General features: G+C 66.8%; 24 protein-coding genes. 10 read left to right on the forward strand and 14 right to left on the reverse strand.

All coding sequences use genetic code 11. From position 1 onward, the window contains the following. Positions 1 to 35 precede the first annotated feature (35 nt). The 12 genes from ACR65K_RS13090 to ACR65K_RS13145 all read right to left on the reverse strand — a co-directional run bounded on the left by ACR65K_RS13090 (position 36) and on the right by ACR65K_RS13145 (position 14,688). Positions 36 to 1,997: an HNH endonuclease signature motif containing protein gene (locus ACR65K_RS13090; RefSeq protein WP_440153258.1), complete on the reverse strand. Its 1,962-nt coding sequence runs from the start codon at positions 1,995 to 1,997 to the stop codon at positions 36 to 38. Between the two features lie 218 nt (positions 1,998 to 2,215). Beyond that, positions 2,216 to 2,638 (reverse strand): YtxH domain-containing protein, encoded by a 423-nt coding sequence (locus tag ACR65K_RS13095; RefSeq protein WP_440153259.1) that lies wholly within the window; start codon positions 2,636 to 2,638, stop codon positions 2,216 to 2,218. A 126-nt stretch (positions 2,639 to 2,764) separates the two neighbouring features. Continuing rightward, positions 2,765 to 3,031, reverse strand: coding sequence for a GlsB/YeaQ/YmgE family stress response membrane protein (locus ACR65K_RS13100; RefSeq protein ID WP_056331329.1), 267 nt, complete (start codon positions 3,029 to 3,031; stop codon positions 2,765 to 2,767). A gap of 132 nt (positions 3,032 to 3,163) precedes the next feature. After that, positions 3,164 to 3,997 (reverse strand): aldo/keto reductase, encoded by an 834-nt coding sequence (locus ACR65K_RS13105; RefSeq protein WP_440153261.1) that lies wholly within the window; start codon positions 3,995 to 3,997, stop codon positions 3,164 to 3,166. A 34-nt stretch (positions 3,998 to 4,031) separates the two neighbouring features. Continuing rightward, positions 4,032 to 6,593, reverse strand: coding sequence for a rhamnogalacturonan lyase (locus tag ACR65K_RS13110; protein ID WP_440153262.1), 2,562 nt, complete (start codon positions 6,591 to 6,593; stop codon positions 4,032 to 4,034). A gap of 239 nt (positions 6,594 to 6,832) precedes the next feature. Further along, positions 6,833 to 8,389 (reverse strand): long-chain-fatty-acid--CoA ligase, encoded by a 1,557-nt coding sequence (locus ACR65K_RS13115; protein WP_440153312.1) that lies wholly within the window; start codon positions 8,387 to 8,389, stop codon positions 6,833 to 6,835. A 23-nt stretch (positions 8,390 to 8,412) separates the two neighbouring features. Beyond that, a complete protein-coding gene (locus ACR65K_RS13120) occupies positions 8,413 to 9,609 on the reverse strand; it encodes an acetyl-CoA C-acetyltransferase (protein WP_440153263.1) in 1,197 nt (398 codons plus the stop codon). A 48-nt stretch (positions 9,610 to 9,657) separates the two neighbouring features. Beyond that, positions 9,658 to 10,914, reverse strand: coding sequence for an acyl-CoA dehydrogenase family protein (locus ACR65K_RS13125; protein ID WP_440153265.1), 1,257 nt, complete (start codon positions 10,912 to 10,914; stop codon positions 9,658 to 9,660). A 126-nt stretch (positions 10,915 to 11,040) separates the two neighbouring features. After that, positions 11,041 to 11,748, reverse strand: a complete 708-nt coding sequence (locus ACR65K_RS13130) for a TetR/AcrR family transcriptional regulator (RefSeq protein ID WP_440153266.1) — start codon at positions 11,746 to 11,748, stop codon at positions 11,041 to 11,043. Positions 11,749 to 11,818: 70 nt separating this feature from the next. Beyond that, positions 11,819 to 12,841: an NAD-dependent epimerase/dehydratase family protein gene (locus ACR65K_RS13135; RefSeq protein WP_440153268.1), complete on the reverse strand. Its 1,023-nt coding sequence runs from the start codon at positions 12,839 to 12,841 to the stop codon at positions 11,819 to 11,821. After that, positions 12,835 to 13,806 (reverse strand): aldo/keto reductase, encoded by a 972-nt coding sequence (locus ACR65K_RS13140; protein ID WP_440153270.1) that lies wholly within the window; start codon positions 13,804 to 13,806, stop codon positions 12,835 to 12,837. Before ACR65K_RS13140 ends, ACR65K_RS13135 begins: the two co-directional genes overlap by 7 nt. Positions 13,807 to 13,854: 48 nt before the next feature. Beyond that, positions 13,855 to 14,688 (reverse strand): aldo/keto reductase, encoded by an 834-nt coding sequence (locus ACR65K_RS13145; RefSeq protein WP_056331345.1) that lies wholly within the window; start codon positions 14,686 to 14,688, stop codon positions 13,855 to 13,857. Positions 14,689 to 14,899: 211 nt separating this feature from the next. Between ACR65K_RS13145 and ACR65K_RS13150 the strand changes: the two genes are divergently transcribed. Both ACR65K_RS13150 and ACR65K_RS13155 read left to right on the forward strand, forming a co-directional pair. Beyond that, entirely contained in the window at positions 14,900 to 15,799 is a 900-nt protein-coding gene (locus ACR65K_RS13150) for a helix-turn-helix domain-containing protein (protein WP_440153272.1), read from the forward strand. A 139-nt stretch (positions 15,800 to 15,938) separates the two neighbouring features. Beyond that, on the forward strand, positions 15,939 to 16,145 hold the full coding sequence (locus tag ACR65K_RS13155) for a hypothetical protein (protein ID WP_056331347.1): 207 nt from the start codon (positions 15,939 to 15,941) through the stop codon (positions 16,143 to 16,145). Between the two features lie 70 nt (positions 16,146 to 16,215). Here the strand turns inward: ACR65K_RS13155 and ACR65K_RS13160 are convergent, their stop codons facing one another. Together ACR65K_RS13160 and ACR65K_RS13165 are read right to left on the reverse strand one after the other, a co-directional pair. Then, positions 16,216 to 16,431 (reverse strand): dodecin, encoded by a 216-nt coding sequence (locus tag ACR65K_RS13160; protein ID WP_056331348.1) that lies wholly within the window; start codon positions 16,429 to 16,431, stop codon positions 16,216 to 16,218. Between the two features lie 94 nt (positions 16,432 to 16,525). Further along, positions 16,526 to 17,230, reverse strand: coding sequence for a FadR/GntR family transcriptional regulator (locus ACR65K_RS13165; protein WP_440153274.1), 705 nt, complete (start codon positions 17,228 to 17,230; stop codon positions 16,526 to 16,528). Between the two features lie 174 nt (positions 17,231 to 17,404). Here ACR65K_RS13165 and ACR65K_RS13170 point away from each other — a divergent pair, with 174 nt between their 5' ends. The 8 genes from ACR65K_RS13170 (at position 17,405) to ACR65K_RS13205 (ending at position 25,778) form a co-directional block, all read left to right on the forward strand. Further along, positions 17,405 to 18,898 carry a four-carbon acid sugar kinase family protein gene (locus ACR65K_RS13170; RefSeq protein WP_440153276.1) on the forward strand — a complete coding sequence of 498 codons (1,494 nt, stop codon included), beginning with the start codon at positions 17,405 to 17,407 and terminating at the stop codon, positions 18,896 to 18,898. Between the two features lie 85 nt (positions 18,899 to 18,983). Next, positions 18,984 to 19,883 carry an NAD(P)-dependent oxidoreductase gene (locus ACR65K_RS13175; protein ID WP_056331352.1) on the forward strand — a complete coding sequence of 300 codons (900 nt, stop codon included), beginning with the start codon at positions 18,984 to 18,986 and terminating at the stop codon, positions 19,881 to 19,883. 169 nt (positions 19,884 to 20,052) lie between these two features. Then, positions 20,053 to 21,519, forward strand: coding sequence for a GntP family transporter (locus ACR65K_RS13180; protein ID WP_440153278.1), 1,467 nt, complete (start codon positions 20,053 to 20,055; stop codon positions 21,517 to 21,519). Beyond that, positions 21,519 to 22,382, forward strand: a complete 864-nt coding sequence (locus ACR65K_RS13185) for a class II fructose-bisphosphate aldolase (protein ID WP_440153279.1) — start codon at positions 21,519 to 21,521, stop codon at positions 22,380 to 22,382. The genes ACR65K_RS13180 and ACR65K_RS13185 overlap by 1 nt, the downstream gene beginning before the upstream one ends. Before the next feature lie 149 nt (positions 22,383 to 22,531). Beyond that, positions 22,532 to 22,936, forward strand: coding sequence for a DUF1304 domain-containing protein (locus tag ACR65K_RS13190; RefSeq protein WP_440153281.1), 405 nt, complete (start codon positions 22,532 to 22,534; stop codon positions 22,934 to 22,936). A gap of 85 nt (positions 22,937 to 23,021) precedes the next feature. Continuing rightward, entirely contained in the window at positions 23,022 to 24,362 is a 1,341-nt protein-coding gene (locus ACR65K_RS13195) for an acyltransferase family protein (protein ID WP_440153282.1), read from the forward strand. 15 nt (positions 24,363 to 24,377) lie between these two features. Then, entirely contained in the window at positions 24,378 to 24,707 is a 330-nt protein-coding gene (locus ACR65K_RS13200; protein ID WP_056331362.1) for a GNAT family N-acetyltransferase, read from the forward strand. 60 nt (positions 24,708 to 24,767) lie between these two features. Then, complete coding sequence (locus ACR65K_RS13205) at positions 24,768 to 25,778, forward strand: NAD(P)/FAD-dependent oxidoreductase (RefSeq protein WP_440153283.1); 1,011 nt, start codon at positions 24,768 to 24,770, stop codon at positions 25,776 to 25,778. Positions 25,779 to 25,897 lie beyond the last annotated feature (119 nt).

The raw sequence follows: 25,897 nt of genomic DNA on the forward strand, positions 1-25,897 counted from the left end.
GTCCGGCAGCCCGCGACCTGTTCAGCACCCTTGTCTCATCCGGTTCCGTGGGGTGGTGGGGGTGGTTTGAAGTAGTGGTTTTGTTGGGGTGTTTGGGTGGGGTCGATGTGGGGTGGGGGTATGAATGTGGGTGTGCCGTGGGTGGTGGAGATTGTCCATTGTTCTTTGTGGATGAGGTGGTGGTGGTGGCTGCAGAGCAGGACGCCGTTGCCGGTGGTGGTGGGTCCGTGGTGTGACCAGTAGGTGATGTGGTGTGCTTCGCACCAGGGTGCGGGGATGGTGCAGTTGGGGAAGGCGCAGCCTTGGTCGCGGGCGGTGAGGGCGGTTCGTTGGGCGGGGGTGAAGAGGCGGGTTTTGCGGCCGAGGTCGAGGATTTCGCTGTGGGTGCCCAGGAGTGCGGGGATGATGTCGGCGTCGCAGGCGATTTTGCGGAGGGTGGCCGCGGCGACGGGCCCGGTGAACGCGAAGGTTCCGGTCCCTGTCCGTGTTCCTGCCTGGGTTTCCCGGTGTGCCCCTGGTGTTGATTCTGTTGTTCCGGATGAGGTGGTGAGGGGTTCGGGGAAGAGGTCTTGGTAGTGGATGGTGGCGATGATTTGGGGGCGGTTGCCGCCGGTGGTGGGCAGGGTGTTGGTGGCGAGGGCGGTTTTGGCGGCGGTGATGATGCCGTCGAGTTGTTTTTGGGCCCGGGTGCGCCGGTCCAGGTCTATCTGGGCGGTGTGCTCGGTTGCGTTGTTCGCTGCCGGGCTGTCCCCGGCACGTGTGCCTGTGCCTGCGGTACTGCCGTTTCCGGTGCTGGTGTCTAGGGCTGAGGTGGTTCCTCCGCTGTCGGTACCGGTGCTGTTGTCCCCGTTGGAGGTGTCGGGGGTATTTGAAGTGTCGGGGGTGGTGGTGCGGGGGTTGGTGGCGGTGTTCATGACGGTGAGGAGGTATTCGTATTGGTCGGTGGTGGCGAAGATTTCGACGTGGTGCAGGCCGTGGCGGGGTTTGCGGATGAAGGCGCCTTGGGTGTGGCGGAGGGCTTCGTCGGTGGGTTCGGTGCCGTCGGCGTCGATGGTGTCGGTCCAGCGTTGGGCCAGGCGGGTGAGGAAGTCGGGGTCGGCGGTGGTGGCGGCGTGGGTGAGGTGGTGTTCGATCCGGTCCAGGGTGTCCGGTGTGGTGTGGTGCTGGAGCCGGTCCAGGGTTGCGGTGATGATGGTCGCCGCGTGCGAGGACACTGCCGGCCCTGGCCCGGCCGTGATCACCGGTTCTGTGGTGGGCCCGGTGGCCGGGGTGAGGGCGGCGGCGAGGTGTGGCCGGGTCGGGGGGAGTGGTTCGCCGGTGAGGGTGGTGCCGGGGAGGACGTGCCGGGCGAGGGTGAGGCGGCGGCGGGCTTCGCGGATGGGGATCCGCAGGCGGAGGCGGAGGAACTCTGTGGTGGTCCGGCAGCCGTCATCGGCCGGGGACGCCAGCAGTTGGCCAGGTGCAGCGGCTGGTCCGGGCCGGGAGGGCAAGCCGGGGCAGTCGGCGTCGGGTTCACTCACAACTGCCGGGCCGGTGTCCAGGGGTTCGACCACGGGTCCGGTGCCGGTGTTGAGGGTTTCGATACCGTGGGCGTCCCACCCGGCATCCCATCCGGTGATCCAGGCCCGGGACCGGCTGGTGCGGGTCTTGGCTGTGGCGGTGTCGTTGATGGCCTGGGTGCGGGTCCGGTCCACCGCGCCGGCCGAGAGGATCTGCAGGTATTCCCCGGTCCGGACCAGTTCCTCAACTGCGTCTGCGAAATCGGCCGCCTCGACATAGGAGGCGGAGGCCAGCACCTCCGGGGCGGCCAGGGCAGCGGCCGCAAGCTGCTCACGCAGCTGCCTGAACCCATCCCGTGCCACCGCCGCTGGCGACGATGGAAGGCCCTGGGATTGCTCTGAAGGCTGCCGGGCCGGGACTGCCTGAAGGTGGGCCGGACGCGGCAGCCAACTGCCGGCGTCGTCCGCCTTCCCAAGATCTTCCCCAATGGCCTCCATAACCCAACTCTGCCAGCCACCACTGACAATCAGGACCACCCAAAACCCCTATGTGGAAAACCAGGGCGGGCGTCATTTCAACGCCCGTTAAACGCTGCCGGCCGCCGCGTCCCCCAAGGATCGCGACGGCCGGCAAAGCGATTCAGTTGTAGCACAAAGCCTGCCTCTTCCCATGTCAACCGCGGGCTGCGGCGTAATGATCAGGGCGAAAGCAACGATCAGGCCTTTGTGCCGGTCCCATCGGAGGTGCCAAGGTTGGTGGTCTCCGGGTGGGTGCTGTGCGCGGGGATGTGGTCTTCACCCACGCTGTTCGCGTCACCCGCCATGGGGGTGGTTGCGGAAGGAGTACCGGGAGTACCGGCAGTCCCTGATGCCTGGCCCCCGCCGGAGCTGCCATCCCGGTGCATCGCCGAGCCGATGACCGTGCCTGCCCGGCGCGCGGCTTCACTCAACTGGTCCGCCACCTCGGGAGCCTTTTCCTTGATGGTCTCCGTAGCCACGGATACCTTGTCCTGGACAGGCTTGCTGTCCCAGATGCCGGCGGCGCGGGCCTTCAGCTTGTCATAGGCAGCACGGCCTGAACGCGAGCCGAGGACATAGCCGACGGCAACGCCGACACCCAAAAGAAGCTTGTTTTTCACGATGAACTCCTGCTCTGCGAGAAGGTTGTCAGTTCCGGCCGGCGTAGCGGGCGCCCTTCGCCGGAGAAAATGAAAGCCGGCCCGGGGATGGTGTCCCCAGGCCGGCCTCCTGGCATGCCCGTACAGTTATCCGCGGGCGCTTCGCTTGGTGACCATGCCGTAGATGGCAAGGACGATCAGCGAGCCGACGATCGCCAGCAGCCACGTCTGGATCGAGAAGAACTCCTGCAGTCCACTGCCGAAGATCAACCCGCCCAGCCAGCCGCCGAGGAAAGCGCCAACGACGCCCAGGATCAGAGTGATGACCCAGCCGCCACCCTGCCTGCCCGGGAGGATCGCCTTAGCGATCGCACCAGCAATAAGTCCGAGAATCAGAAATGCAATAAATCCCATTTGTTGCTCTCTTCCTAAGTAGAGGAGGCCTCCAGGTTCCGGAGGCACTTCATCCTTCTGCCCCAATAGTAATCATGCTTACTATCTTTTTGCCAACCCCGTTTTGAGAAAAAGGGCCTGTTCAGGCAGGTTTCAGTGTCCTGTTTTGTCTGAGTCGTTGCCCGCGCCGGGGCCCTCGTCCAGTACCGATAATTCCGCTAGATCCTGCGGGTCCAGGGCGAAATCGAACACGTCCAGGTTCTCTGCCATCCGCTCCGGTGAAGCGGTCTTGGGAATCGTTACCAATCCGTTTTGTATGTGCCACCTCAGGACCAGTTGGCCGGGGGTTTTCCCATGCTTTTCCGCTAATTGGGCAAGGAGGGGAGCACTTAATAAACCTGCACCGGACCCGCCAAGCGGACTGTAGGACTCGGTGACTATTCCTTGTCTGGAATGGAATTCCCGTTCCGCCGTTCGGGTGATTGCAGGGCTGAGTTGGATTTGGTTCACGGCGGGCACAACAGAGGTCTCGGCCATCAGCCGCTCGAGGTGTGCCGGCTTGAAGTTGGATACCCCGATGGACCGGACTTTTCCCTGTGCCTGCAGCCGTTCAAACGTTTGCCAGGTGGAGATGTACTGGTCCCGTGCCGGGAGCGGCCAGTGGATCAGGAGCAGGTCCACATAATCCAGGCCCAGCCGCTTCAGCGAGCCCTCCAGGCCTGCCACTGCACGGTCGTCGCCCTGGAACTCACCGTCCAGCTTGGTGGTGATGAAGAGCTCGCTCCGGTCCACGCCGCTGGCGCGGATCCCGTTCCCCACGCCGCGTTCGTTGCCGTACTTCACGGCGGTATCGATGTGCCGGTACCCGGCTTCCACGGCTTGGACGACGGCGGCAGCCACCTGTTCGTCGTCCAGCGGCCAGGTGCCAAGCCCCAGCTGCGGAATCCTGTTGCCGTCATTGAGTTCGATGAGCGGTGCAAGTGTCATGCCATCAGTCTCCCTTTTATGGGCCGTCCGTGCCTCACTGGCCTGGATTCGAAAAGGCCCGGAGGATGTTGCCGGCGTTGTAGTCCAGCGCCACCCGGGCCGTACTTGACACCGTATCCGGGTTCTTCTGCTGGGCAAGGAAGTCCACGAACCTCTGCATGGCCTGGCCCGCCTTGGCCGGGTCGCCGTCCTGGACCGCCTTCGCTGCCTGCTGGACGCTGGCGTTGAGCTGGGCGGCCACCGGCCCGGCCACATCTCCGGAGTCCGCCAGGTCCGCCAGGATGTCCTGCAGTGCCTTGACGCTGCCCGGCAGCCACGCGGCCCGCAGGGGTACGTTGCCGAAGGTCATGTCGGAGGCGAGGTAGAAGTCGGTGTAGGCAGGCTGGTTGTAGGCCGTGTTCTGGCGGGCAACCTCGGCGCGGTACTGCGGATCGTGCATCAGGGTGTAGAGCTTGTGGTTGGTGACCTCCGTGCTCAGGTAGATGCGCAGTGCCGAGCTGTCAGCCGTGCGGACCACCATCTCCTCGCGCCAGTCGCCCATGATGTCCGCCACCAGGCTGGGAGTGCCCTTGGTGCTGTTGTTTGTGCGCGTGCCGTCCGCCGTGAGCAGGCGTCCGCGCTTCCAGTCATCGATGGTGGGGGTCTGGTCGCCGGAGCCGTTGATGATCTGCGTGGTCATGTCCGCGGCCCACTTGATGCTCATGTTGGTTCCGGGGGCGGTGCTGGAGAGCTTGCGGCCGTCCGCGGACTGCATGCCGATGGCCCAGTTCTCGATGCCGGGAACGGACGGATCCACGTCGCCGATCATGCCGCGGCCGGTGTCCTTGCCCGAGTAGGCGCCGAACAGCACCTCCCCGGTGGCCGCGTCCCGCATCGCGTAGCCGTACGGGGCATAAGAGGCCCCTTCATGCACGGTGAAGATCTCCTTGCCGGGACGGGCGGGGTCGATGTCCGCCACATGCATGGCGTCACCATGACCCAGCCGGGCCTCTTCACCGGGCGCGGCGCTGCCGGTTGGCAGGGCGTCGAACGACGTATACAGGACGGAGCCGTCGTCGTCGAGCGTTGCCGATCCGTAGACGATCTCCTGCTTTCCGTCACCGTCCACGTCGGAGGCACTCAGGGAGTGGAAGCCCTGGGTGGTGAGCTTGCCGTATGTGGGGTCCGTGCCGTCGCGGCCGTGCGGGGAGTCGTTGAAGGGGTTGGTCATGGGGGTCCAGCCGGAGTCCACGTTCCACACCGGCGACAGGTTGGTTCCGTCCCAGGTGTAGGTGGCCAGGGTGGTGCGGGTGTAGTAGCCCCGGGCGAAAACGGCTGCGGGCCTTTTGCCGTCGAGGTAGGCGACGCCGGCCAGGAACCGGTCCACGCGGTTGCCCGGCTCGATCCGAGCCATGGCGTAATCGCCCCACATCAGGCCGTCGTCCGTCCGGCCCGGGGTGTAGGCCACCGTCTTCAGCTCCTTGCCCGTGGCGCCCTCGAATACTGTCAGGTACTCCGGTCCGGAAACGATGAAGCCTTCAAATGCGCGCAGGTTGTTGCGGGCGCTGCGCGACGGGGCGTAGACGTCCATGAAGTAGTCGGTGAGTGCTTCGGCGTCGGCCTGGGACAGTGGGTATGGGTACTTCGGCGCGATGCCGAAGGCTTCCTCAAGGGTGGCGGGCCAGTGGCCGGCCTTCACCTCGGGGTGTTCCGTCCAGCCCTGGAAGGTCTTCACCATGTGCCGGTAGTAGTCAGCGGCGCTCATGCGGTAGTCGTCCGTGTTGGAGTATCCGGCGTCGATGTCGGACTGGAGCAGCGAGATGAAGGAACTCGCCGCCACGCTGCCGTCGGCATTGAAGCTGGTGCTCTTGGTCCCCGGGGCCGTCTTCATCATCATCTCCGCGCGGCCGTCGCCGTCGAAGTCGTTGACCAGCAGTTGGGTGTAGTGGGCGCCGGAGCGGATGTTGACGCCCAGGTCGATCCGGCTGAGGAGGGTGCCGTCCGCCTTGTAGGTGTCCACGTAGGTGTTGCCCGTGTAGCCCACCTGCGAGACGTCCTTGGAGTTGTTGGGGTCCCACTTGACGATGAACTCGTATTGCCCGTCGCCGTCCACGTCGCCCACCGAGGTGTCGTTGGCGGAGTACGTGTAGGCCTGGCCGGCGGGAGTCACGCCGTCCGCCGGCCTTTTGAGCGGGATGTCCTTGAAGTTTCCGCTCCAGGGGGTGGCTGCGGCGCTGCGGTCCACTTCAACGCCCCCGACGACGGCGCGCACCTGGTAGGCCGAGGCTGCGGTTCCGGTACGGTCCAGGAAGTTGGTGCTGTCAGTGACGGTGCCCAGCTTTTGCCCGTCCCGGTAGACGTTGAAGTCGGTGCCGGTGAGGCCGGTGGCGGAGAACCCGGTGGCTTCGTTGCCCAGCAGGCGCCAGCTGAGGAAGACGCCCTCCGAGGTGCCGGCGGCCACCAGTCCCCGGTCCAGGTGGTCCAGCTGGATGCCGGGATTCCCAGGTTTGGGGGAGGGCCCGACGGCGGAGGCCGGGGCTGAGAGGCAGCCCACCGTCAGTGCCAGGCCGGCGGCGCCGACCGAGAGAAGGCGTATGGGGGTGAGGCGGGGATTCATCAGTGAATCCTTTCAAATTTGAGACCGGAAAACGCTTCCCCAGCAATCTAGACGTGGGGGATGCGTGAAGGCAAGCCTTGTTTTCCTTGCTCAGGCAGGGTATTTAGAACGTTGTAAAAGCGGCAAGCCAATGCCCGTCAAGCATGCTTGGCGGGCGTTGCTGTGAAAGACCTGCCGCGGGGCACCGCCCCTGCCTGGGCGGCTCTGCCCTGACCGGTCCTGCTATACCCGAATGTGCCCTAGGCGGGGTCGCCGGCCAGCTTCCGCTTCAGGATCTTTCCGCTGGGTCCCAACGGTAGTTCGGAAAGGATCCTGACCACCCGCGGGTATTTGTAGGCTGCGAGCTGGTTGCTGGCGAAGTCCATCAACTCGGTTTCGCTGACGGTTGCACCGGCGTCCAGCACGATCGCGGCTGCGATTTCCTGCCCGTGGACCTCGTCGGGGATGCCGTAGACGGCGGCACTCACCACCGCCGGGTGGGTCAGCAGGACTTCCTCCACTTCCCTGGGGTAAACGTTGTAGCCGTTGCGGATGATCATGTCCTTCTTGCGGTCCACGATGGTGAGGTAGCCGTCGTCGTCCTTTGTTCCCAGGTCTCCGGTGCGGAACCAGCCGTCCACCACCGCCTCCGCGGTGGCCTCCGGCCGGTTGAGGTACCCCTTCATCAGCAGGTGCCCGCGGATGACGAGTTCACCGAGCTCACCGTTGGGCAGCAGCTCGATGGCCTCCACCGTCTCCGGGCGGGCGATTTCGATGTCCACGCCCCAAATGGGGACCCCAATGGTGCCGGGCCGCGGCGCCGTGCCCACGTGGTTGAAGGAGGCCACCGGGGAGGTCTCGGTCAGGCCGTAGCCTTCGTGGATCTCCACGCCGAAGACGTCCCGGAACCTGTCCATGACGGCCAGCGGCAGGGATGCTCCGCCGGAGATGCCGTACCGGAGCGCGCCCGGACGGTCCGGTACCGTCTTCGCAGCTTCCAGGAGCGCCACGTACATGGTGGGCACGCCCAGGAAGATGTTGACGTTGTGCCGCGCCAGCAGCTTCAGCGCGTCCTCGCCGGTGAAGCGCGGCATCAGGACGATGGTGGCTCCAGCCCGCAGGCCCGTATTGAGGACCACCGTCTGGCCAAAGGTGTGGAAGAGCGGCAGCCCGCCGAACAGGACGTCGCCGGGCCGGAAGTCCATCACGCTGGTCAGCAGCACGCTGGTCTGTTCCACCAGGGAGAAGTGCGTGCCCAGCGCTCCCTTCGGTTTACCGGTGGTGCCCGAGGTGTACAGGATGGTGGCCGTATCCGAGGGGCGGCACGGTTCATACGTCCGGATGGGTTCGGCCGCGGCTGCTTCCGCTTCCAGCCGGGGGAACCCGCCGTCGTCGGGAGCCATCACGGTCAGGACCTCGGTTCCGTTGGCCGCAGCGCCGGCTGCCCCCTCCGGAAGCAGGGGAGCGGCGCAGACCAGCAGCCTGGCGCCGCTGTCCTGCAGGACGTATTCGATTTCGCGGGCCTTCAGCAGGGCATGCACGGGGACCACGATCGCGCCGAGCGACAGGATGGCGTAATACACCCGGGCGAAGTCCGGGACGTTGGGGATCAGGACGGCGACGGCGTCTCCCGGACCAATGCCGCGGGCCCGCAGCGCCCCGGCATAAGCGCGGGTCTGGTCCCAGAGGTCGGCGTAGCTGACCTGGTCCTCACCCACCACGAGGGCGATGCTGTTTGGAGTCCTTTTGGCTGATTCGGCCAGGACGGCTGCGACGGAGATGGTGGCGAAGCCGTCGGCGGAGGGGTTGTTGGTCATGGCCTGCTTCTTCGTTGGGATGGTCATGCTGTGAGGATGAGCGCGTCGCCCTGGCCGCCGCCCCCGCAGAGGGCCACGACGCCGGTGCCGCCGCCGCGGCGTTTCAGCGCCAGTGCCTGGTGCAGCACCAGGCGTGCGCCCGAGGCGCCTACGGGGTGGCCCAGGGCGATGGCGCCGCCGTCGGCGTTCACGGCCTTGGTGTCGATGCCGAGGTCGTTGGCGGACTGGATGAGGACAGAGGCGAATGCTTCGTTGATTTCCACCAGGTCCAGGTCCTGCACGGTGAGCCCCTGGTCCTTCAGCGCGCGCTCGATGGCACGGGCCGGCTGGGAGTGGAGGGATCCGTCCGGTCCCGCCGTCTGGCCGTGGGCGCCGATCTCGGCGATCCACTCCAGCCCTGCCGCTTCGGCCGCCGCCTTGCTGGCGATGACCAGCGCCGCCGCGCCGTCGGAGAGGGGCGACGCCGAGCCGGCGGTGATGGTGGCGGTCTCCTCCTTGGAGAAGGCCGGCCGGAGCTGCGCCAGGGATTCGGCCGTGGTGTCCGGGCGGATGCCCTCGTCGTGCTCAATGGTCACCGCCGGGCCCTTCCGCTGGGGCACCTGGATCGGCGCGATTTCCTCGGCCAGCACCCCGGCGGCCCGGGCTGCCTCGGCGCGCTGGTGCGAGCGGGCCGCCACCGCGTCCTGTTCGGCCCGGCTGATCCCGCGTTGGGCGTTGCCGGCGTCCGTTGCCTCGCCCATAAGCTTGCCGCTCACGGGGTCCTGGAGACCGTCGTGGTTCAGGGAATCCAGCATGGGGGCATCGCCGATGATGACGCCGGCGCGAAGCCCGGGGACCAGGTGCGGTGCGTTGGTCATCGACTCCTGGCCGGCGGCCACAATGAAGTCCGCTTCCCCGGTGCGGATCATCCGGGCGGCGTCGATCACGGCGGTCAGCCCGGACAGGCAGAGCTTGTTAATGGTGATGGTGGGGACATCCCAGCCGATGCCGGCGGCCAGGCTGGCCTGGCGTGCGGGCCCCTGCCCTGCGCCGGCCTGGATGACCTGCCCCACGATGACGGCACCGATTTGTTCCGGTGCCACGCCGGTCCGTTCCAGGGCCGCCCGGATGGCATGGGCGCCGAGCTGGCTGGAGGAGAAGGGCGTGAGGCCGCCGCGGAACCGGCCGAACGGGGTGCGGGCACCGCCCAGGATGACGGGGATGTTGGCGTTCTGGTTCAAGAACAGTCCTTTCAGGGATGACAGGCGGCGGAAGCCAGGCGGTTGGTTTCAGGCGAAGGCGGACATGCCGGTGATGCCCCGGCCGATGATCAGGGCCTGCATGGTCTCGGTGCCTTCATAGGTGTGGATGGCTTCGATGTCGGCCAGGTGCCGGGCCACGCGGTTTTCCAGCAGGATGCCGTTGCCGCCCAGCAGGTCGCGCGCATTGGACGCAATGCCCCGGGCGGTCCGGGTGCAGGTGTACTTGGCCAGCGATGCCTGCTCCGGAGCAAGCATTCCGGCTTCATCGAGCCGGGTCATCTGCACCACCATCAGTTGCATGGTGGCCAGTTCGCTGAGCATGCGGGCCAGCCGTTCCTGGACGATCTGGGAAGCGGCCAGGGGCCGGCCGAACTGCTTGCGCTGCCTGGCGTACTGGACGGCGGTTTCGTAGCAGGCGGTGGCATGGCCGACGGCGGACCAGGCCACCCCCAGCCGGGTCGCCAGCAGTACACGGGCAGTGTCCTTGAAGGTCCGGGCGCCCGGGAGGACGTTCGCGTCCGGGACGAAGACATCCTCCAGCCGGATGTGGGCCTGCCAGATGGCGCGGAGCGCCAGTTTGCCCTCGATTTTGGTGGCGGTGTAGCCGGGGGAGTCCTGCGGAACCAGGTAGCCGTGGACCTGGCCGTCGTCGCCCCGGGCCCACACGATGGTGACGCCGCCAACGGAGCCGTTGCCGATCCACTTCTTTTCGCCGTTCAGCAGGAAGCCGCCGTCCGTGCGGGTTGCCGTGCTTTCCAGTGCCACCGAGTCGGAGCCGTGGGTGGGCTCCGTCAGGGCGAAGGCCGCGTATTCGGCGCCGCCGGCGATCGCGGGCAGCCAGCGCGCCCGCTGCTCCGCCGATCCGCATTCGGCGACGGACCGCAGGGCCAGGCCGCCCTGGACGGCGATCATGGTTGCCACCGAGCCATCCCCGCGGCTGATTTCCATGTTCACCAGCCCGGCGGCCATGCTGCTCATCGGAGCGTAACCGTCCACCGCCACGCCATCCCGAAGAAGGTCCAGTTCGCCAAGGCGCCGGAGCAGATGCAGCGGGTACTCGCCACGCTCCCAGTAACCGTCGATGACCGGGAGGACCTCGTCCTGGACGAAGCTGCGGGCACGGTCCCAGTACGTGCGGTCCTCATCGCTGATGCCGGTCAGGACGGACGCGGGGTCGGTGCCGAGTGCTTCGGTCAGGAAGTAGTCCGGCTCCACGGTGCCGCCAGGAAAGCCCGCAGGGCTTTCGGTGCGGCCGGGCAACTGGGTGGGCGACGTCGTCGTCATCTCTTTGCATCCTCTGAATCAGCGGCAGTGGAACTGGCGGGTCGGTGTGGCTTTCGCCACACCGACTAAGGATGCATTGAAACGCAGTTCCACGTCAAGAAACTGAGTATCAGGCTTGTTGGCAGGTTAGGGAAGGGCGTCCAGAACGGCCTGGGCGATCGCTTCCCTGCCTGCCTGGCCCGGGAGGACGGTCACGACGACGGTTGGGGCAGGTTGGGCGGGGGCTGCGCCACCAAGGAGTGCGGGCCTGAACGTTTCCGCCAGGGCCCGGAGTTCGGCTGCGAGGGCGGCAGCCCTTTTCCGGTCCATGTCCGCGGCTTCCCCGGCGCCGGGCGCCCGCAGCCACTGCCGCAGGAACGCGTTATGCACGGCCACCACGGCTGCGGCGAAAGCCACCGCCTTGTACCCGCCCCGCCCATCCCGGGGCAGCTTGTCATTGAGGTACTGCAGGAAGGCCCGCTCGTACCGGTGCGATGTGACCAGCTCCCGGTCCCGGAGGGCCGGTACCGCCTGCAGCAGTTCGTACCGGGCCAGGGACGTTTCGCGGTTCCGCAGGTGGTGGTCGAAGACCAGCAGTGCAGCATCCGCAACGGCAGCCAGGGGCTCCAGCCTCGATTCCGCAAGCCTCTCATTTACCTGGCGCAGGATCCGTTCATGGTCGGCGAAGACCACGTCCTCCTTTGACCCGAACCGCCGGAAGAACGTGCTGCGGCTCATGCCCGAGGCTTCAGCCAGCTCCTCAACGGATGTTGCATCGAAACCCTGCCTGGCCAGGAGCCCGATGGCGGCGGCCACCGGCTTATCGGCGGGCTGTTCGGAAGGGGGCAACGTCATGCGCCGAAATTAGCACAGCCCGCAGGTCCCGCCGGCCCGCCGCTGGGTGCGGCAGGCCGGCGGTGCCGGCTCACACGCCTTGGCGGGACCAGCTGGTGAGTTTGTCCGAGAGCTGCATGTAGGCGTCGTTCACCTGCTGCAGCTCCGGGTGGCTGTCATACCACTCGACAATTTCCCGGGCTCCATCCGCGAACGGGATGGTGGCGGTGTAGTCCGGGACCAGGGACTTGATCTTGGTGTTGTCGAAGACCACCGAATGCGACCGGTCGCCCAGGAGGTTGGAGCCCAGTTCCTCGTCATGGGCGGCAATGGTTTCCGACGCCACATGCACCAGTTCCGGCTCGCGGACGCCCGCTGCCCGGGCGAACAGCTGGTAGATCTGGTTCCAGGGCAGGTATTCGTCAGAGGTGATGGTGTAGCTCTCGCCCACCGCCTGCGGCCTTCCCAGCAGGCCGACGAACGCTTTGGCGAAGTCCCTGCTGTGCGTGAGCGTCCACAGCGAGGTGCCGTCGCCATGGACCATCACCGGAAGGCCGTGGCGCATCCGGTGGATGTCCGTCCAGCCGCCCACCATGGCAATCTTGGTCCGGTCATAGGTGTGCGAGGGCCGGATCACCGTCAGGGGGAAGTCATCCTCCCGGTAGGCCCGGAACAGCAGCTCCTCGCACGCGATCTTGTCCCGGGAATACTGCCAGAAGGGGTTCTTCAGCGGCGTGGACTCCCGGATCGGCAGCCTGGTGGGCGGCTTCTGGTACGCGGAGGCCGAGCTGATGAAGACGAACTGCCCGGTCCGCTCCCGGAACAACTCCATGCTGGTTTGCGCCTGGTCCGGAGTGTAGGAGATGAAGTCCGCCACGGCGTCGAACTCCCTGCCGCCCAGGACCTCCCGGACCGACGCCGCATCCCGGACGTCCGCGTGCAGCACCTCCGTCCCGTCCGGGACCGGCCTGCTGGACTGGCCCCGGTTCAGGATAGTCAGCCGGTGGCCCAGCGCGACGGCGCGTTCAGCTGCCGCCGCGCTGATGACCCCGGTGCCGCCGATGAAGAGGATGCTCCGGGGCGCCACGGTATCGCCTGCGGGTGGGGTTACCACGCGTAGTCCTCCGGTGCGGTGCGGTGTCCCGGGAAGATGTCGTCGAGCCGCTTGAGCGCGTCGTCGTCGAGGGAGACGTCCAGTGCACGGATGGCGGCGTCCAGCTGTTCCTGCGTGCGCGGACCCACGATCGGGGCGGTCACGGCAGGCTGGTGCAGGAGCCAGGCCAGGGCAACGTCGCCGGGCTCGTGGCCCAGTTCGTCGGCGAAGTCCTCATACTGGCGGATCTGGTCCTCGTGCTTCTTCAGCGTCTCAGCGGCGCGGCCTTCGGTGCGCCGCACGCCTTCACGTTCCTTCTTCAGCACACCGCCCAGCAGCCCGCCCTGCAGCGGCGACCAAGGGATCAGGCCAAGACCGTACTGCTGTGCCGCCGGGATGACTTCCAGCTCCACCTGGCGCATGAACAGGTTGTAAATGGACTGCTCGCTGACCAGGCCGGTGTAGTTCCGCCGGCGGGCAGCCTCCTGGGCCTGGGCAATGTGCCAGCCCGCAAAGTTGCTGCTGCCCGAGTACAGGATCTTGCCCTGCTGTACCGCAACTTCGATGGCCTGCCAGATCTCGTCCCAGGGCGTATCCCGGTCGATGTGGTGGAACTGGTACACATCGATGTAGTCGGTCTGCAGCCGCTTGAGGCTGGCGTCCAGTGCGCGGCGGATGTTCAGTGCCGAGAGCTTGGATTCATTGGGCCGGTCCGTCATACTGCCGTAGAGCTTGGTGGCCAGCACCGTGTGTTCGCGGCGCTCGCCGCCCTTGGCGAACCAGCGCCCAATGATTTCCTCGGTCCAGCCGCGGTGGTCCACGCCGCCGTACACGTTGGCGGTGTCGAAGAAGTTGATGCCGGCCTCATGTGCGGAGTCCATGATGCTGTGGGCGTCCGCTTCCTCAGTCTGCGGCCCGAAGTTCATGGTGCCCAGGCAGAGCCGGGAGACTTTCAGGCCGGAGCGGCCCAGATGGGTGTACTGCATTGGAAATCCTTTCGGTGGTGGGCTTTCCGGCGGCTCGGTAGCCGGAGGCTACATCTGGGTGAAGGCAGCGACGGCGGGATCGGACCCGATGCGCGCGCCGGACTCCAGTGCGGTGATGGCGGCAAGTTCGTCCTGGGAAAGCTTCAGGGACGAGGCTGCGAAGTTTTCCCGGATCCGGTCCGGGTTGGCCGACTTGGGGATGACGATGTTTCCGGTGGCAAGGTGCCAGGCCAGCACCACCTGGGCGGTGGTGGCGTTGTGGGCGTTGGCGATTGAGGTGACGGCGTTTCCGTTCAGGTCCCCGCCCTGCCCCAGCGGGCTGTAGGCCTCCACGGCGATGCCCAGGTTCCGGCATTTCGCCGCGAGGTCCGCCTGCTGGTAGCTGGGGTGCAGCTCGATCTGGTTGACGGCGGGTACGGTTTCAGCCGATTCCAGCAGCGTGTCCAGGTGATCGGAGAGGAAGTTGGAGACGCCAATGGCGCGGATTTCCTTGTTCTCGTACAGCCGCTCCATCTCCTTCCAGGCCTGGACGAAAAGCCCCTGCGAGGGGACCGGCCAGTGGATGAGGTAGAGGTCGATGAAGTCCAGGCCCAGGGCCTTGCGGCTGTTCTGGAATGCTTCCTGCGCGCGGCCCTGCTCGCCGTTGCGGAGCTTGGTGGTGATGAAGATTTCCTCGCGTGCTATTCCGGTGGCTGCCAGTGCTGCCCCCACGCCTGCCTCGTTGCGGTAGGCCGCGGCGGTGTCAATGTGGCGGTAGCCGGCTTCCAGGGCGTCCTCCACGGTCCGCTGGGTCTCTTCCGGCGGGACCTGGAAAACGCCGAAGCCAAGCTGCGGGATGGTGACGCCGTTGTTCAGGGTCAGGTTCGGTGTCAGCTCTGACATGGTGTGCTCCTTGGAAGGTGTGGTGCTGGATATCGGGGCCGGCTGCCTGCGGGCTTGGCCATGGCCAGAAAGCGGTTTCCACCGGCTCATTCCTGAGCCTATGCACTTTTCCCCGTCAAGTCAGCAGCCAAGGCTGTTCCTGCTTTTCCTAGGACTGCCAGTCCTACCTTCGTTGTAGAGCAGGTCACTCATGGCAGGCACAATGGTTCCCATGGGTCAAAGCGCAGAGTTTGGAAAATTCCTCAAGGCCATGCGGTCGCGCTTGAGTCCGGAGGTTGCCGGAACAGGTCCCAGTACGGGGGCCCGCAGGGTTCCAGGGCTGCGCCGGGAGGAGGTGGCGCGGCTTGCCGGAGTCAGCACCGATTACTACGTCCGGCTTGAGCAAGGGCGGAACATCCACCCCTCGCGGACCGTGCTGGATGCTGTGGCCCGGGCGCTGCGGCTGGACAGCAGTGAACACGCGCACATGCTGGACCTGCTGGAGAACTGCGCCGGAGCTCCCCGGGACCCGGGCGCCAGCACTGCACAGGGGGTCCGCCCTGCATTGCGCCAGCTCCTTGACGCGGTGGGGGAGGTGCCCGCCATGGTGCTGGGCCGGCGAAGCGACGTCCTGGCAGGGAACCGGATGGCCTTCCTGCTGTTCGCTGATTTCCCGGCGCTGCCGCCCGCGGAGCGGAACTTTACCCGCTGGACCATCCTGGATCCGGCGGCCCGGGAACTGTTCAGGGACTGGAAGACGGTGGCCGCGGAAGCTGCGGGATCCCTCCGGCTGGACGTGGGGCGGCACCCCAATGATCCACAGGCCAACCACCTGGTGGGTGAGCTCGCGGTCCACAGTGAACATTTCCGCCAATGGTGGGCAGGGCACCGGGTGGCCACCCGGTCGGCCGGCACCGTCCGGCTGCACCATCCCGCCGTAGGGGACCTGGAACTGAACTTTGAAAACCTCGTCCTGCCGGAGGACCCGGACCAGACGCTGAGGGTGTACTCCGCGCGGCCGGGATCGCCGTCGTCGGACGCCCTTGCCCTGCTGGGCAGCCTCGGCGCGGTGCCGGACGCCGGCCTGGAGCGCAGTGCCAGTGCGGCCGCCGAAGGGGCCGAAGCGGGCTGACGATGCCCTGCTTCTGTACATTCGTCCAGCGAAGGGCGTTGATTCTGGCCAGCCGCCCATTGGCCTCTGACCACGCATTTCCTAGGGTGGGAGTACACGTTTTCCCTGCCCAGTCTTAATCACCAGGATGGTCTCAACGATGAAACGCATCGCCCTGCTGAAGGAGCGCCAGGCGTCAGCCGGCGCCGCCTCCACCGCCACCGGCTCGCACTGCCCGGCTTCCGGCCTCTGGAGCCCGGACCTCGATCCGCATACGGTCCTTTCCTTCTTCGAAGGGCACGTCTTCCCCGCGTTCGACGGCGTCCCCACCGTGTGGCGCCGGCGCAGCCCGGGTACGGCCAACTAGGGCAAACAGCCCTCCAGCTAAAGAAACAGGTCGTGAAGCCAAGGCTTCACGACCTGTTTCTTTAGCTGGCTTAGCCCTGCTCTTCCAAGCGGAAGCCGATCTTGATGGTGACCTGCCAGTCCGCAATCTTCCCGTCCTCCAGGTGGCCGCGGACCTCCTTGACCTCGAACCAGTCGAGATTGCGCAGGGTCTGGGATGCCTTGGCAATGCCGTTGCGCACGGCGTCGTCCACGCCCTGGGTGGAGGTGCCGACAATTTCAGAAATGCTGTACGTGTGGTTGGACAACTTCGCTCCTCGTGATCATCGTTGCTCCCGGTTGCGGGCCGTCCCTGAAGCCTAGTGGGACTGCACGAGCGTTGAACAGACCCAGTCCACACGCCTACTTGGTTTCGAGTACCAGCTGCTTGAGGTCGTCGAGGGTTTGCTGCATGTGCTCGTCCATGGCCTGGCGCGCCCGCGCGGCGTCGCGGGACTCCAGGGCCTCGGCAATGTTCCGGTGATGGCCGATGGCGTGCTCCTGGATTGCCGGAACGGCAGAAGTCTCAGCCCTGCGCTTTTCCAGCACGCGATGCAGAGGCTCGAACAGGACCGAAACGAAGACGTTCCCGGATGCACGCAGGATGACGTCGTGGAAAGCCAGGTCCGCCTCCACAAAAGCCGCGACGTCGTTGATGCTGTGCGCTGCCTTCATCGCCGCGACGTAATTGAAGAGGGCTTCGATGTCCTCCTCCGCGATCCGCCCGGCGGCAAGCTCACAGGCCCCCGTTTCCAGCATCCGGCGGAGCTCGATGAGCTGGATGGAGGCGTCTGCGTCGTTCTTTCCCTCAGCCGCGGCCCGGAGCACCGCTTCGAGCGAAGCCCAGCTGCTCAGCGGGTTGACGAAGGTCCCCCGGCCGCGCTCAACGCTCAGGATTCGCTGGGCCTGCAGCGTCTTCATGGCTTCGCGGACCGTCATGCGGCTGACCTCGTGCCGCGCACTCAGTTCATGCTCGCCGGGAACAGTGGAGCCCGGGGGAAACTCGCCTTCGATGATGCGGTCCAGCAACTCGTCGGCCACTACGCCTACCAGTGACTTCCTTGCCAATGTTGCCCCCGATCCCTGTTCCAGGCCGTCGCCCGGCGGATATGTCAGACAAGTCTACTTGCGCGTCCGTATGCCGTGTGCCACACTAACTCTCAAATGCAAGATGTCAGACATCTTACAGTTATCTACACATCAGGATCCGCACGCCCGGATCCATACACAACGGAGTGCACTGTGACTCTTGAAGCAGACGTTCTGGCCGCCTATCCGGCAGACCTGGAGATCGCCGCCGGGCTGGTTGCCGGCGCGCTGGCCGCTTCCAACGCGGAGGTTCCCCGTGTACTGGTAGTGCTCGACGACGACCCCACCGGCACGCAGTCAGTGGCGGACCTGCCCGTGCTCACCCGCTGGGACGTGGCGGACTTTGCCTGGGCCTTTGGCCAGGGCAAGCCGGCTGTCTATGTCCTGACCAACACCCGCAGCCTTGACCCTGCAGAGGCCGCAGCCCGCAATGAGGAAGTGGTCCGGAACGCCCTGGTTGCCGCAGGATCACCCGGGAAGCTCCGCCTGGGCTTCGTCAGCCGCAGCGACTCCACGCTCCGCGGCCACTTCCCGCTGGAACCGGATGTCATCGCAGCCACGGTTGCCGAGGTCAGCGGGGAAAAGACCGATGGCGTGGTCCTGGTTCCGGCATTCCCCGACGCCGGCCGCCTCACCATCGGCGGCGTGCACTACATGCGCGGCACCGGCGATGCCCAGGGCACCCTGGTCCCCGTCTCCGAGACCGAGTTCGCCAAGGATGCTTCCTTCGGTTTCAGCACCTCCGTCATGGCAGACTACGTGGCAGAAAAGTCCCAGGGCCGGTTCCCCGCCGACTCCGTGATCGTCCTGGACCTGGACATCATCCGCGCCGGCGCTTCCGCACAGGATCCGGCCATCTCCGCCAAGGCCATTGCCGACGCCATCGAACCGGCCACCGACTCCACGCCCATCGTGGCCGACATCGTTACCGAAAACGACTTCCGCGCCCTGGCATTGGGCCTTGACGAAGCGGAACGCCGCGGCAAGAAACTCCTCTACCGCGTTGGCCCGCCGTTCGTCCGCGGCCGCATCGGCCAGGAAATCCGCACCGCACTGACCGCCGAAGAAGCCTACGCCGGCAACACCCCGTCAGAGGCGGGCGGCCTCATTGTGGTGGGTTCCCACGTCGGCCTCACCACCCGGCAGCTCAACGTCCTCACCGCCCAGCACAGCTCCGCGCGCATCATCGAGATTGACGTCGAAAAGCTCCTCGGCAACGAAACCGACGCCACGGCGCACCTGGACCAGACGGTGGACGCCGTCGTCGACGCCCTCCGCGCCGGTGACGTCATCGTCCACACCAGCCGCCTGCTCATCAAGACGGACGACCCCGTCGAAAGCCTGCGGATCGCACGGACCGTGTCTGCCGCCGTCGTGGACGTGGTCAACCGCACCCTGAAGACCTTCCCGCCGCGGTTCGTCATCGCCAAGGGCGGCATCACCTCCTCCGACGTGGCAGCCCACGGCCTGGAAATCCGCCACGCCATTGTCCGCGGCCCCATGCTGCCGGGCATCGTCAGCCTCTGGGAACCAGTGGACGGACCCGCCAAGGGCATCCCATACATCGTGTTCGCCGGCAATGTTGGCGACGACGACTCCCTGGCCCAGGTCACCCGCAAGCTCAGCAGCTCCCCACGGACCCCCTAGCCTCGCAAGCTCGGCCAGGGAACCCTGTCCGTGTGGGCCCACCCTGAATGAACCCTAATTCCTGAAAAATTCAATGGAGAACACCATGACCAGCAACTACACCGTCACCGTCCTGGGCCTTGGCGCCATGGGCCTGCCCATGGCCACCCGCCTGGCATCCCAGCTGACCGTCCACGGCTTCGACATTGCCGAGCCGCGCCTGGAACTTGCCCGGGAAGCCGGCATCGCCACCTTCACCACGGCACGCGAAGCCGCCAAGGGCGCCAACGCCGTCCTCCTGGCCGTCCGCAACGGTGAGCAGCTCAACGACGTCCTGTTCGGCGAGAACGGCGTGGCCCCGGTTCTCGAGCCGGGCGCCGTCGTCATCCTGGGCAGCACCGTGGGCACTGACGCCATTCCCGCCACCGTGGCCAAGCTGGCTGAATACGGTGTGGACCTGGTGGACGCCCCGCTGTCCGGCGGCCCCAAGCGCGCCGGCGAAGGTGACCTGCTGATCGTCGTCGGCGCTTCCCCGGAAGCGCGCGAAAAGGCCGCCCCCGCCCTGGAGCTCCTGGCTTCCACCCTGACTGTGGTGGGCGACAACCCCGGCGATGGCCAGGCCCTGAAGACCGTCAACCAGCTGCTGTGCGGCGTCCACATCGCCGCCGCGGCCGAGGCACTGGCCCTGGCCGACGCGCTGGGGCTGGACCAGGCCAAGACCCTTGCCGCCCTGGAAGCCGGCGCGGCAGGTTCCTTCATGCTCTCCAACCGCGGCCCCCGCATCCTGGAGGCCTACGACGAGGAAGGCGCCGAGGTGCTCTCCCGCCTGGACATCTTCGTCAAGGACATGGGCATCGTAGGCAAGGCCGCCCGCGCCGCCGGCCTGGCAGCCCCCGTTGCCGCCGCCGCCGAGCAGCTCTACCTCCTGGGCCAGGCCCAGGGCCTCGCCGCCGCCGATGACTCCGCCGTCATCAAGGTGGTCGCGCCCACAAAGCGCACCAAGTAACCACCGCCAAGCAGGCCACCCCCAACCGGTGCGACGACGGCGGTCCCCCCTCCGCCGTCGTCGTACCTTCCAGCGTTGCCGGCTCCGTTCCCCAACGTTTGTTCCACCCCTCACCATTCCCTGATGCCGTCCTGCCCCGGGACCGGCACGTCAAAGGAGACACCTCCCCGTGAACCACCTGATTAGTCCGCTGATACAGCGGGCGGCCGACGCCCCGGCCATCAAACCTGCCGTTGAGCTGGGCACCCCGGTCCTGCTCACCATCGCAGCGGTGGGCATCGCCATCCTGCTGGTGATGATCATCCGCTTCAAGATCCAGGCCTTCGTGGCGCTGCTCACCGTCAGCATCCTGGTGGCCGTGGCTGCCACCATTCCGCTGCAGGACATCTTCACCGTGGTGTCCGGCGGCGTGGGCAGCACCATGGGCAAGGTGGCCATCCTGATTGCGCTCGGCGCCGTGCTGGGCCGGATGATCGAGGTGTCCGGCGGCGTCCAGTCCCTCGCGGACCACTTCACCCGCAAACTCGGGGCCAGGCGCGTGGCCGTGGCGCTCACCGCCGTCGGCTTCCTGGTGGCCATCCCCGTCTTCTTCGAGGTGGGCATCATCGTGCTGGTGCCCATCGTGTACGCCTTCGCCAAGATCGCCAAGGTCCACCCGATCAAGTTCGGCCTGCCCATGGCCGGCATCATGCTCGCCATCCACGTGGCCGTCCCGCCGCACCCCGGCATCGTTGCAGGCGCCGGCGTGCTGGGTGCCGACATTGGACTCATCGCCCTGATTTCCCTGCTGATCTGCATCCCGCTGGGCTTCCTGTCCTACTCGGTCGCCTCGATCATGAACCGCAAGGAATATGAGCTGCTTCCCGCCGTAAAGACCCAGGTGGAGGAGTTCGGCTCCGACTCACTGGTCAAGGTAGGCCATGACGGACCCGGCGCCGCCGCCATCGCACCGCCGCGGCCGGGCCTGATCATCTTCCTGATCGCCGCACCCATCGTGCAGATCCTCCTGGGTACCGCCGGCACCCTCATCCTCCCCAAGTCCCACCCGCTGTACGGCCTCGCAGCCTTCGTCGGCAACCCCTTCCTGGCCCTCCTGGTGGCCGTGGCACTGTCCTTCTTCCTGCTGGCCGTCCGCCGCGGATGGTCCTTTAGGGAAACCGGCGAAATCTTCGAAGGCTCGCTGCCTCCCATCGCCTCCATCCTGATGGTGGTGGCTGCCGGCGGCGTGTTCGGCAATGTCCTGCAGGTCTCCGGCATCGGTTCCGCGCTCTCCAAGACCCTGGACACGCTCGGCGTGCCCCTGCTGCTCCTTGGCTTCATCATCTCCCTGGCACTGCGCGCTGCCCAGGGCTCGGCCACCGTGGCCATTGTGACCACCACCGGCCTGCTCTCCGCAGCGGTCAGCGGCGGCGGCTACAGCCCCGCGCAGATTGCCGTGATCGTCATCGCCATCGGCTTCGGCGCCCTGGGCCTGTCCCACGTGACGGACGCCGGCTTCTGGGTTGTGGTCCGCTACTACGGGCTCACCGTTTCCGACGGCCTGAAGACCTGGACCGTCCTGACCACGGTCCTGGGCCTGGCCGGCTTCGCGCTGACCTTCGTGGCCTGGATCCTGGTGGGAGGCCTGGGCGCCTGATGCGTACGCGACTGGACAACCTGGTCACCTCCGCCCTGCAGCAGGGGTCCGCGGTGCCCGCCTTCACCTGTTACGACTTCACCACCGCGCTGGCCGTGGTGGGCGCCGCTGAAGAATCCGGCCGGGGCGTGATCCTGCTGGTGGCACCCAAGACCGCCGCCACCGCCAACGGCCTCCGGCTCATCGCGGCGCTGCGCGGCCTGGCCGATGCTGCCACGGTGCCCGTCGCGGTGCAGCTCGACCACGCATCCGACCTCAACGTCATGGCCGCCGCCGTGGAGGCAGGGGCGGATTCCGTCCTGGCCGACGGTTCCTCGCTCCCTTACGAGGAGAACATCGAACTGGTCCAGGCGGCCAGGGCGCTGCTGGGCGCCGACGTGGTGCTGGAAGCCGAACTGGGCGGCCTGGCGGGGGACGAGGACCGTGCCTTTTCCGCCGACCAGCCGGCCGGCCAGGCCGGCGTGGACGTGGCGGGCCTGACGGACTCGGCGCAGGTGGAGGACTTCGTGTCGTGCACCGGCGCGGAACTGCTGGCAGTGGCCGTGGGCAACGTCCATGGCAAGTACAAGGGCGAGCCGCGTCTGCGCTGGGACGTGCTGCAGGACATTGCGGCGCGGGTGCACATTCCGCTGGTCCTGCACGGTGCCTCCGGCATCCCCGCAACGGAACTCGTCAAGGCGGCGGCCATGAACGTTGGCAAGGTCAACTTCAACACCGAGCTGCGGACCGGGGTGCTGGCCACCCTCCAAGACCAGCTTCCAGGCCACCGCGCGGACGGCGAGAACCTGCAGGGCCTCCTGGCCACCTGGAACCACTCCGCTAAGGGCTTTGCTGCCACGACGCTGGCCACGCTGGCACGGTAACGTCTCAGGAAACACCACGGGAAGCGGGCCCGGAAGCCGCACAGAAGCCTCATAAACGGGAGGCCAGGATCAAGCAGCCGGTCCTGGCCTCCTTCCCGTTGACGGGGTTCCACACCTTTTATGCATTTCCGGGAGGCTAGGATCAAGCAATGACCCTGGCCTCCCTTCTCTTTGCCTTCCTTGCCGGCGCGCTGCACGTCTTCATCTTCACCATGGAGTCGCTTACCTGGACCCGGCCCGCCACCTGGAAGCGCTTTGGGGTTGCCTCCCAGTCCGATGCCGAGACCACCAGGTCCCTGGCCTACAACCAGGGCTTCTACAACCTGTTCCTGGCCGTCGGTGCTTTCATCGGCGCAGGGCTCGTGGCGTTGGGCGGGGCCGGGTCCGCCCAGGCAGTTGCAGGCTGGACCCTCATCTTCAGCTGCTGCGGCTCCATGCTGCTGGCGGCCGCCGTCCTGGCCTTCACCGGACGGAAGTACCTCCGCGCCGCCATCACGCAGGGCACCACGCCCCTGATCGCCGTCGTGGTGGGACTGCTGGCAATACTGCGGTAGGAAGATCCGCAACCGGCAAGGTCCATAATCCACTCCCGGGGGCCACAATGGTGCCATGGGCAGCGTCGAGCCTTTGTAGGTCCCCATGCGAAGCACCGGCACGCGGGCGGCAGGAACCGGGGCGGACACGGAAAGCCGTGATCCGGCGATCGACCTTGTCCGTTTCATCTGCCTGGTCCTGGTGGTGGTGGGCCACTCCACGATGGTCAGCCCGGTCCTCCACCCTGACGGCACCGTGACCACCGAGAACACCCTGGCCGAACAGGACTGGTTCGAACCCGTCATCTGGATCTTCATGGTCATGCCCCTGTTCTTCGTCACCGGCGGCATCACCGGCCTGCAGTCCTGGCGCCGTCTCAAGGCGGGCGGCGGGACAGCGGCCCAGTTCATCCGCGCGCGGCTCCTGCGCCTGGTCCGCCCGGCCGCCGCCTTGCTGGCAGCCATGGTGGCCGGCCTGTCCGTGGCTGCAGCGCTCGGGGTGGACCGGCAGGTGGTCCAGCTCGTGGCAACCGGGGCGGGCATGCCACTGTGGTTTCTTGCGGCCTACCTCGCGGCGCAACTGAACATTCCGGTCCTGGCGGCGCTCCATGACCGCGCCCCTTGGCTGACCCTCGGCCTGCTGATTGCGCTGGTGGTTGCCGTGGACTGTCTTCGGGGCGCCGTGCCGGACGTGGCCAACGCCAACCTGGTCTTCGTGTGGTGCGCAGTCCAGCAACTGGGTTTCCTTGCTGCGGACGGGCATCTTTCCCGGCTCTCCCGCTCCGGGCTGCTGGGCATCGCGGTGGCGGCACATCTGCTGCTGGGGCTCGTGACCGGGCTTGGCCTGTACCGCGGCAACATGCTGGTCAACCTCAACCCGCCCAACCTGACCTTGGTGCTCCTGGGCGTTTCCCAGCTGGCGGTGATGGAACTGGCGCGGCCGGTCCTGGCGCCGCTGGCCGGCATCCGCTGGATCAACCGGCTCCTGCAGGTGGCCGGCGCCAGGTCCCTGACGGTCTACCTGTGGCACCTGCCGCTGCTGGCGGCCATGTCCGGCTTGCTGCTCCTGGCACCAATCCCCAAACCGTCGTCCGGAACCGCTGAATGGTGGTGGTCCCGGCCGCTGGTGGTCCTTGCGCTGGTCCTCCTGCTCCTGCCGGTGGCCGCAGCCTTTGGCCGCCTGGAGGAACGGCCGACGGCGCTCCAGGCCTTCCGCTGCAGGCCCGCCGTGGCGGGTACCGCCGTCGTGGTGGTTTTCCTCCCGGTGGCGGACGCCGCGCTCAGCGGCCTGTCGGTGGGGCTGCTGGCAGCCGGAGTTGTGTGTTTTTCCGTGGCGATCCTTATGCTGGGCGGCCTGCCGCTCCCGCGGCGCGGTGCTGTGCGCAGGGGCCGGCGGCGGTGGCCGGGGAAGAGGTGGCGAAGGGGCATTGCCAGCGGCGTGAAGTAGTGCCAGTGTCGAACCATGACCGAGAACACCACGTCCGCTGAGGACACGTTCACCGCTAATGTCTCGCTGCTGCGCAATGACGAACAGCAACGGTATGAGCTCCTGGTGGATGGCAGGCTGGCTGTCCAGGCCTTCTTCCGCGACCTTCCCGGGCACATCGATTTCACGCACACCGAGACCGGTGACGATTTTGAAGGCCAGGGCCTGGGCAAGGTCCTGGCGCATTTTGCCTTGGACGATGTGGTGGCCACGGGAAAGCGGATCATCCCGCACTGCCCGTTTATTTCCAGCTACCTCCGCAAGCATGAGGGCTACGGCCAGTTCGTGGACTGGCCGGAGCGCTGACCCCATCCTGGCATCGTCCTGCGGTTATTCCCCGGCCCGCACCGGGTACAGCCTGCATACGTGCGCGTGTGGAAGAGGCATGTGCAGCTGGCCGGGAAGGGCAATGTGGCGGGAAACCAGGACACCATTTTCGACGTAGCGGTCATTGGCGGGGGACCGGCGGGTCTAAGCGCGGGGACCGCCTTGGCGCGGGCGTTGCGTTCGGTGGTGGTGATCGACGGCGGCGAGCAGCGGAACCTTGGGGCGGAAAGTGTCCACGGCTTCCTCAGCAGGGAGGGCATGCGTCCCCGGGACCTTCTCGCAGCAGGCAGGGAAGAACTGGCCCGTTACGGCGGGACAATGTCCTCCGGGTTTGTCCGGACGGCCGGCCGGGACGGGGACCGGTTCGTCCTGGCCCTGGATGACGGCTCCAACCGCGTTGCCAGGCGCCTGTTGATCGCCTCAGGAATCATGGATGAGCTGCCGGAGCTTCCTGGCGTCGCCGACCGCTGGGGACGGGACGTGCTGTATTGCCCCTACTGCCACGGTTGGGAGGTCCAGAACCAACGAATCGGAGTCCTGGCGGCCGATTCCCACTCCGTGAGGCAGGCCCTGACGTTCCGGCAGTGGAGTCCGGATGTGACGCTCCTGCTCAATGATGCCCTGGAACTCACCCAGGGCCAGGAGGAACAACTCGCTGCCCGGTCTGTCCACGTGGTGGAGGGAAAGGTCCGGGAGCTGGAGGTCCGTGACGACCGGCTGGCCGGGGCCGCCCTGGACGCCGGTGAGACGGTGCCCCTGGATGTCCTGGTGGTCAGTCCCGCCACCACGAGTAAAGCCAACATGCTTCAGCGGCTGGGACTGGAACCGGCCGCCCTGCAGGATGGTCCGGGCAGCCGCCTGGAGACCGACGAAAGCGGCAGGACGTCATGCCCGGGAGTGTGGGCCGCGGGCAATGCCACGGATGTTTCCGCCCAGGTCATGACGGCTGCCGCAGCAGGGCTTCGCGCTGCGGAGGCCATCAACGCGGACCTGGTCCTGGCCGACACTCGCCGGGCGGTCGAGGCGGCACGCGTACCTGCAAGGCAGTAGCGGCGTTGCCGAAAGTCCGGGGCTGGCGTGGTTGGCCAGCGCCTATTGGCGCCGGCCCTGGCTACCGGGAAGAGCGGTAAGTTGGTTCAACGGGCCGCCCAGTGATCGAGGGCCTGCCG

This window comes from Arthrobacter sp. SAFR-179 (assembly GCF_059414945.1).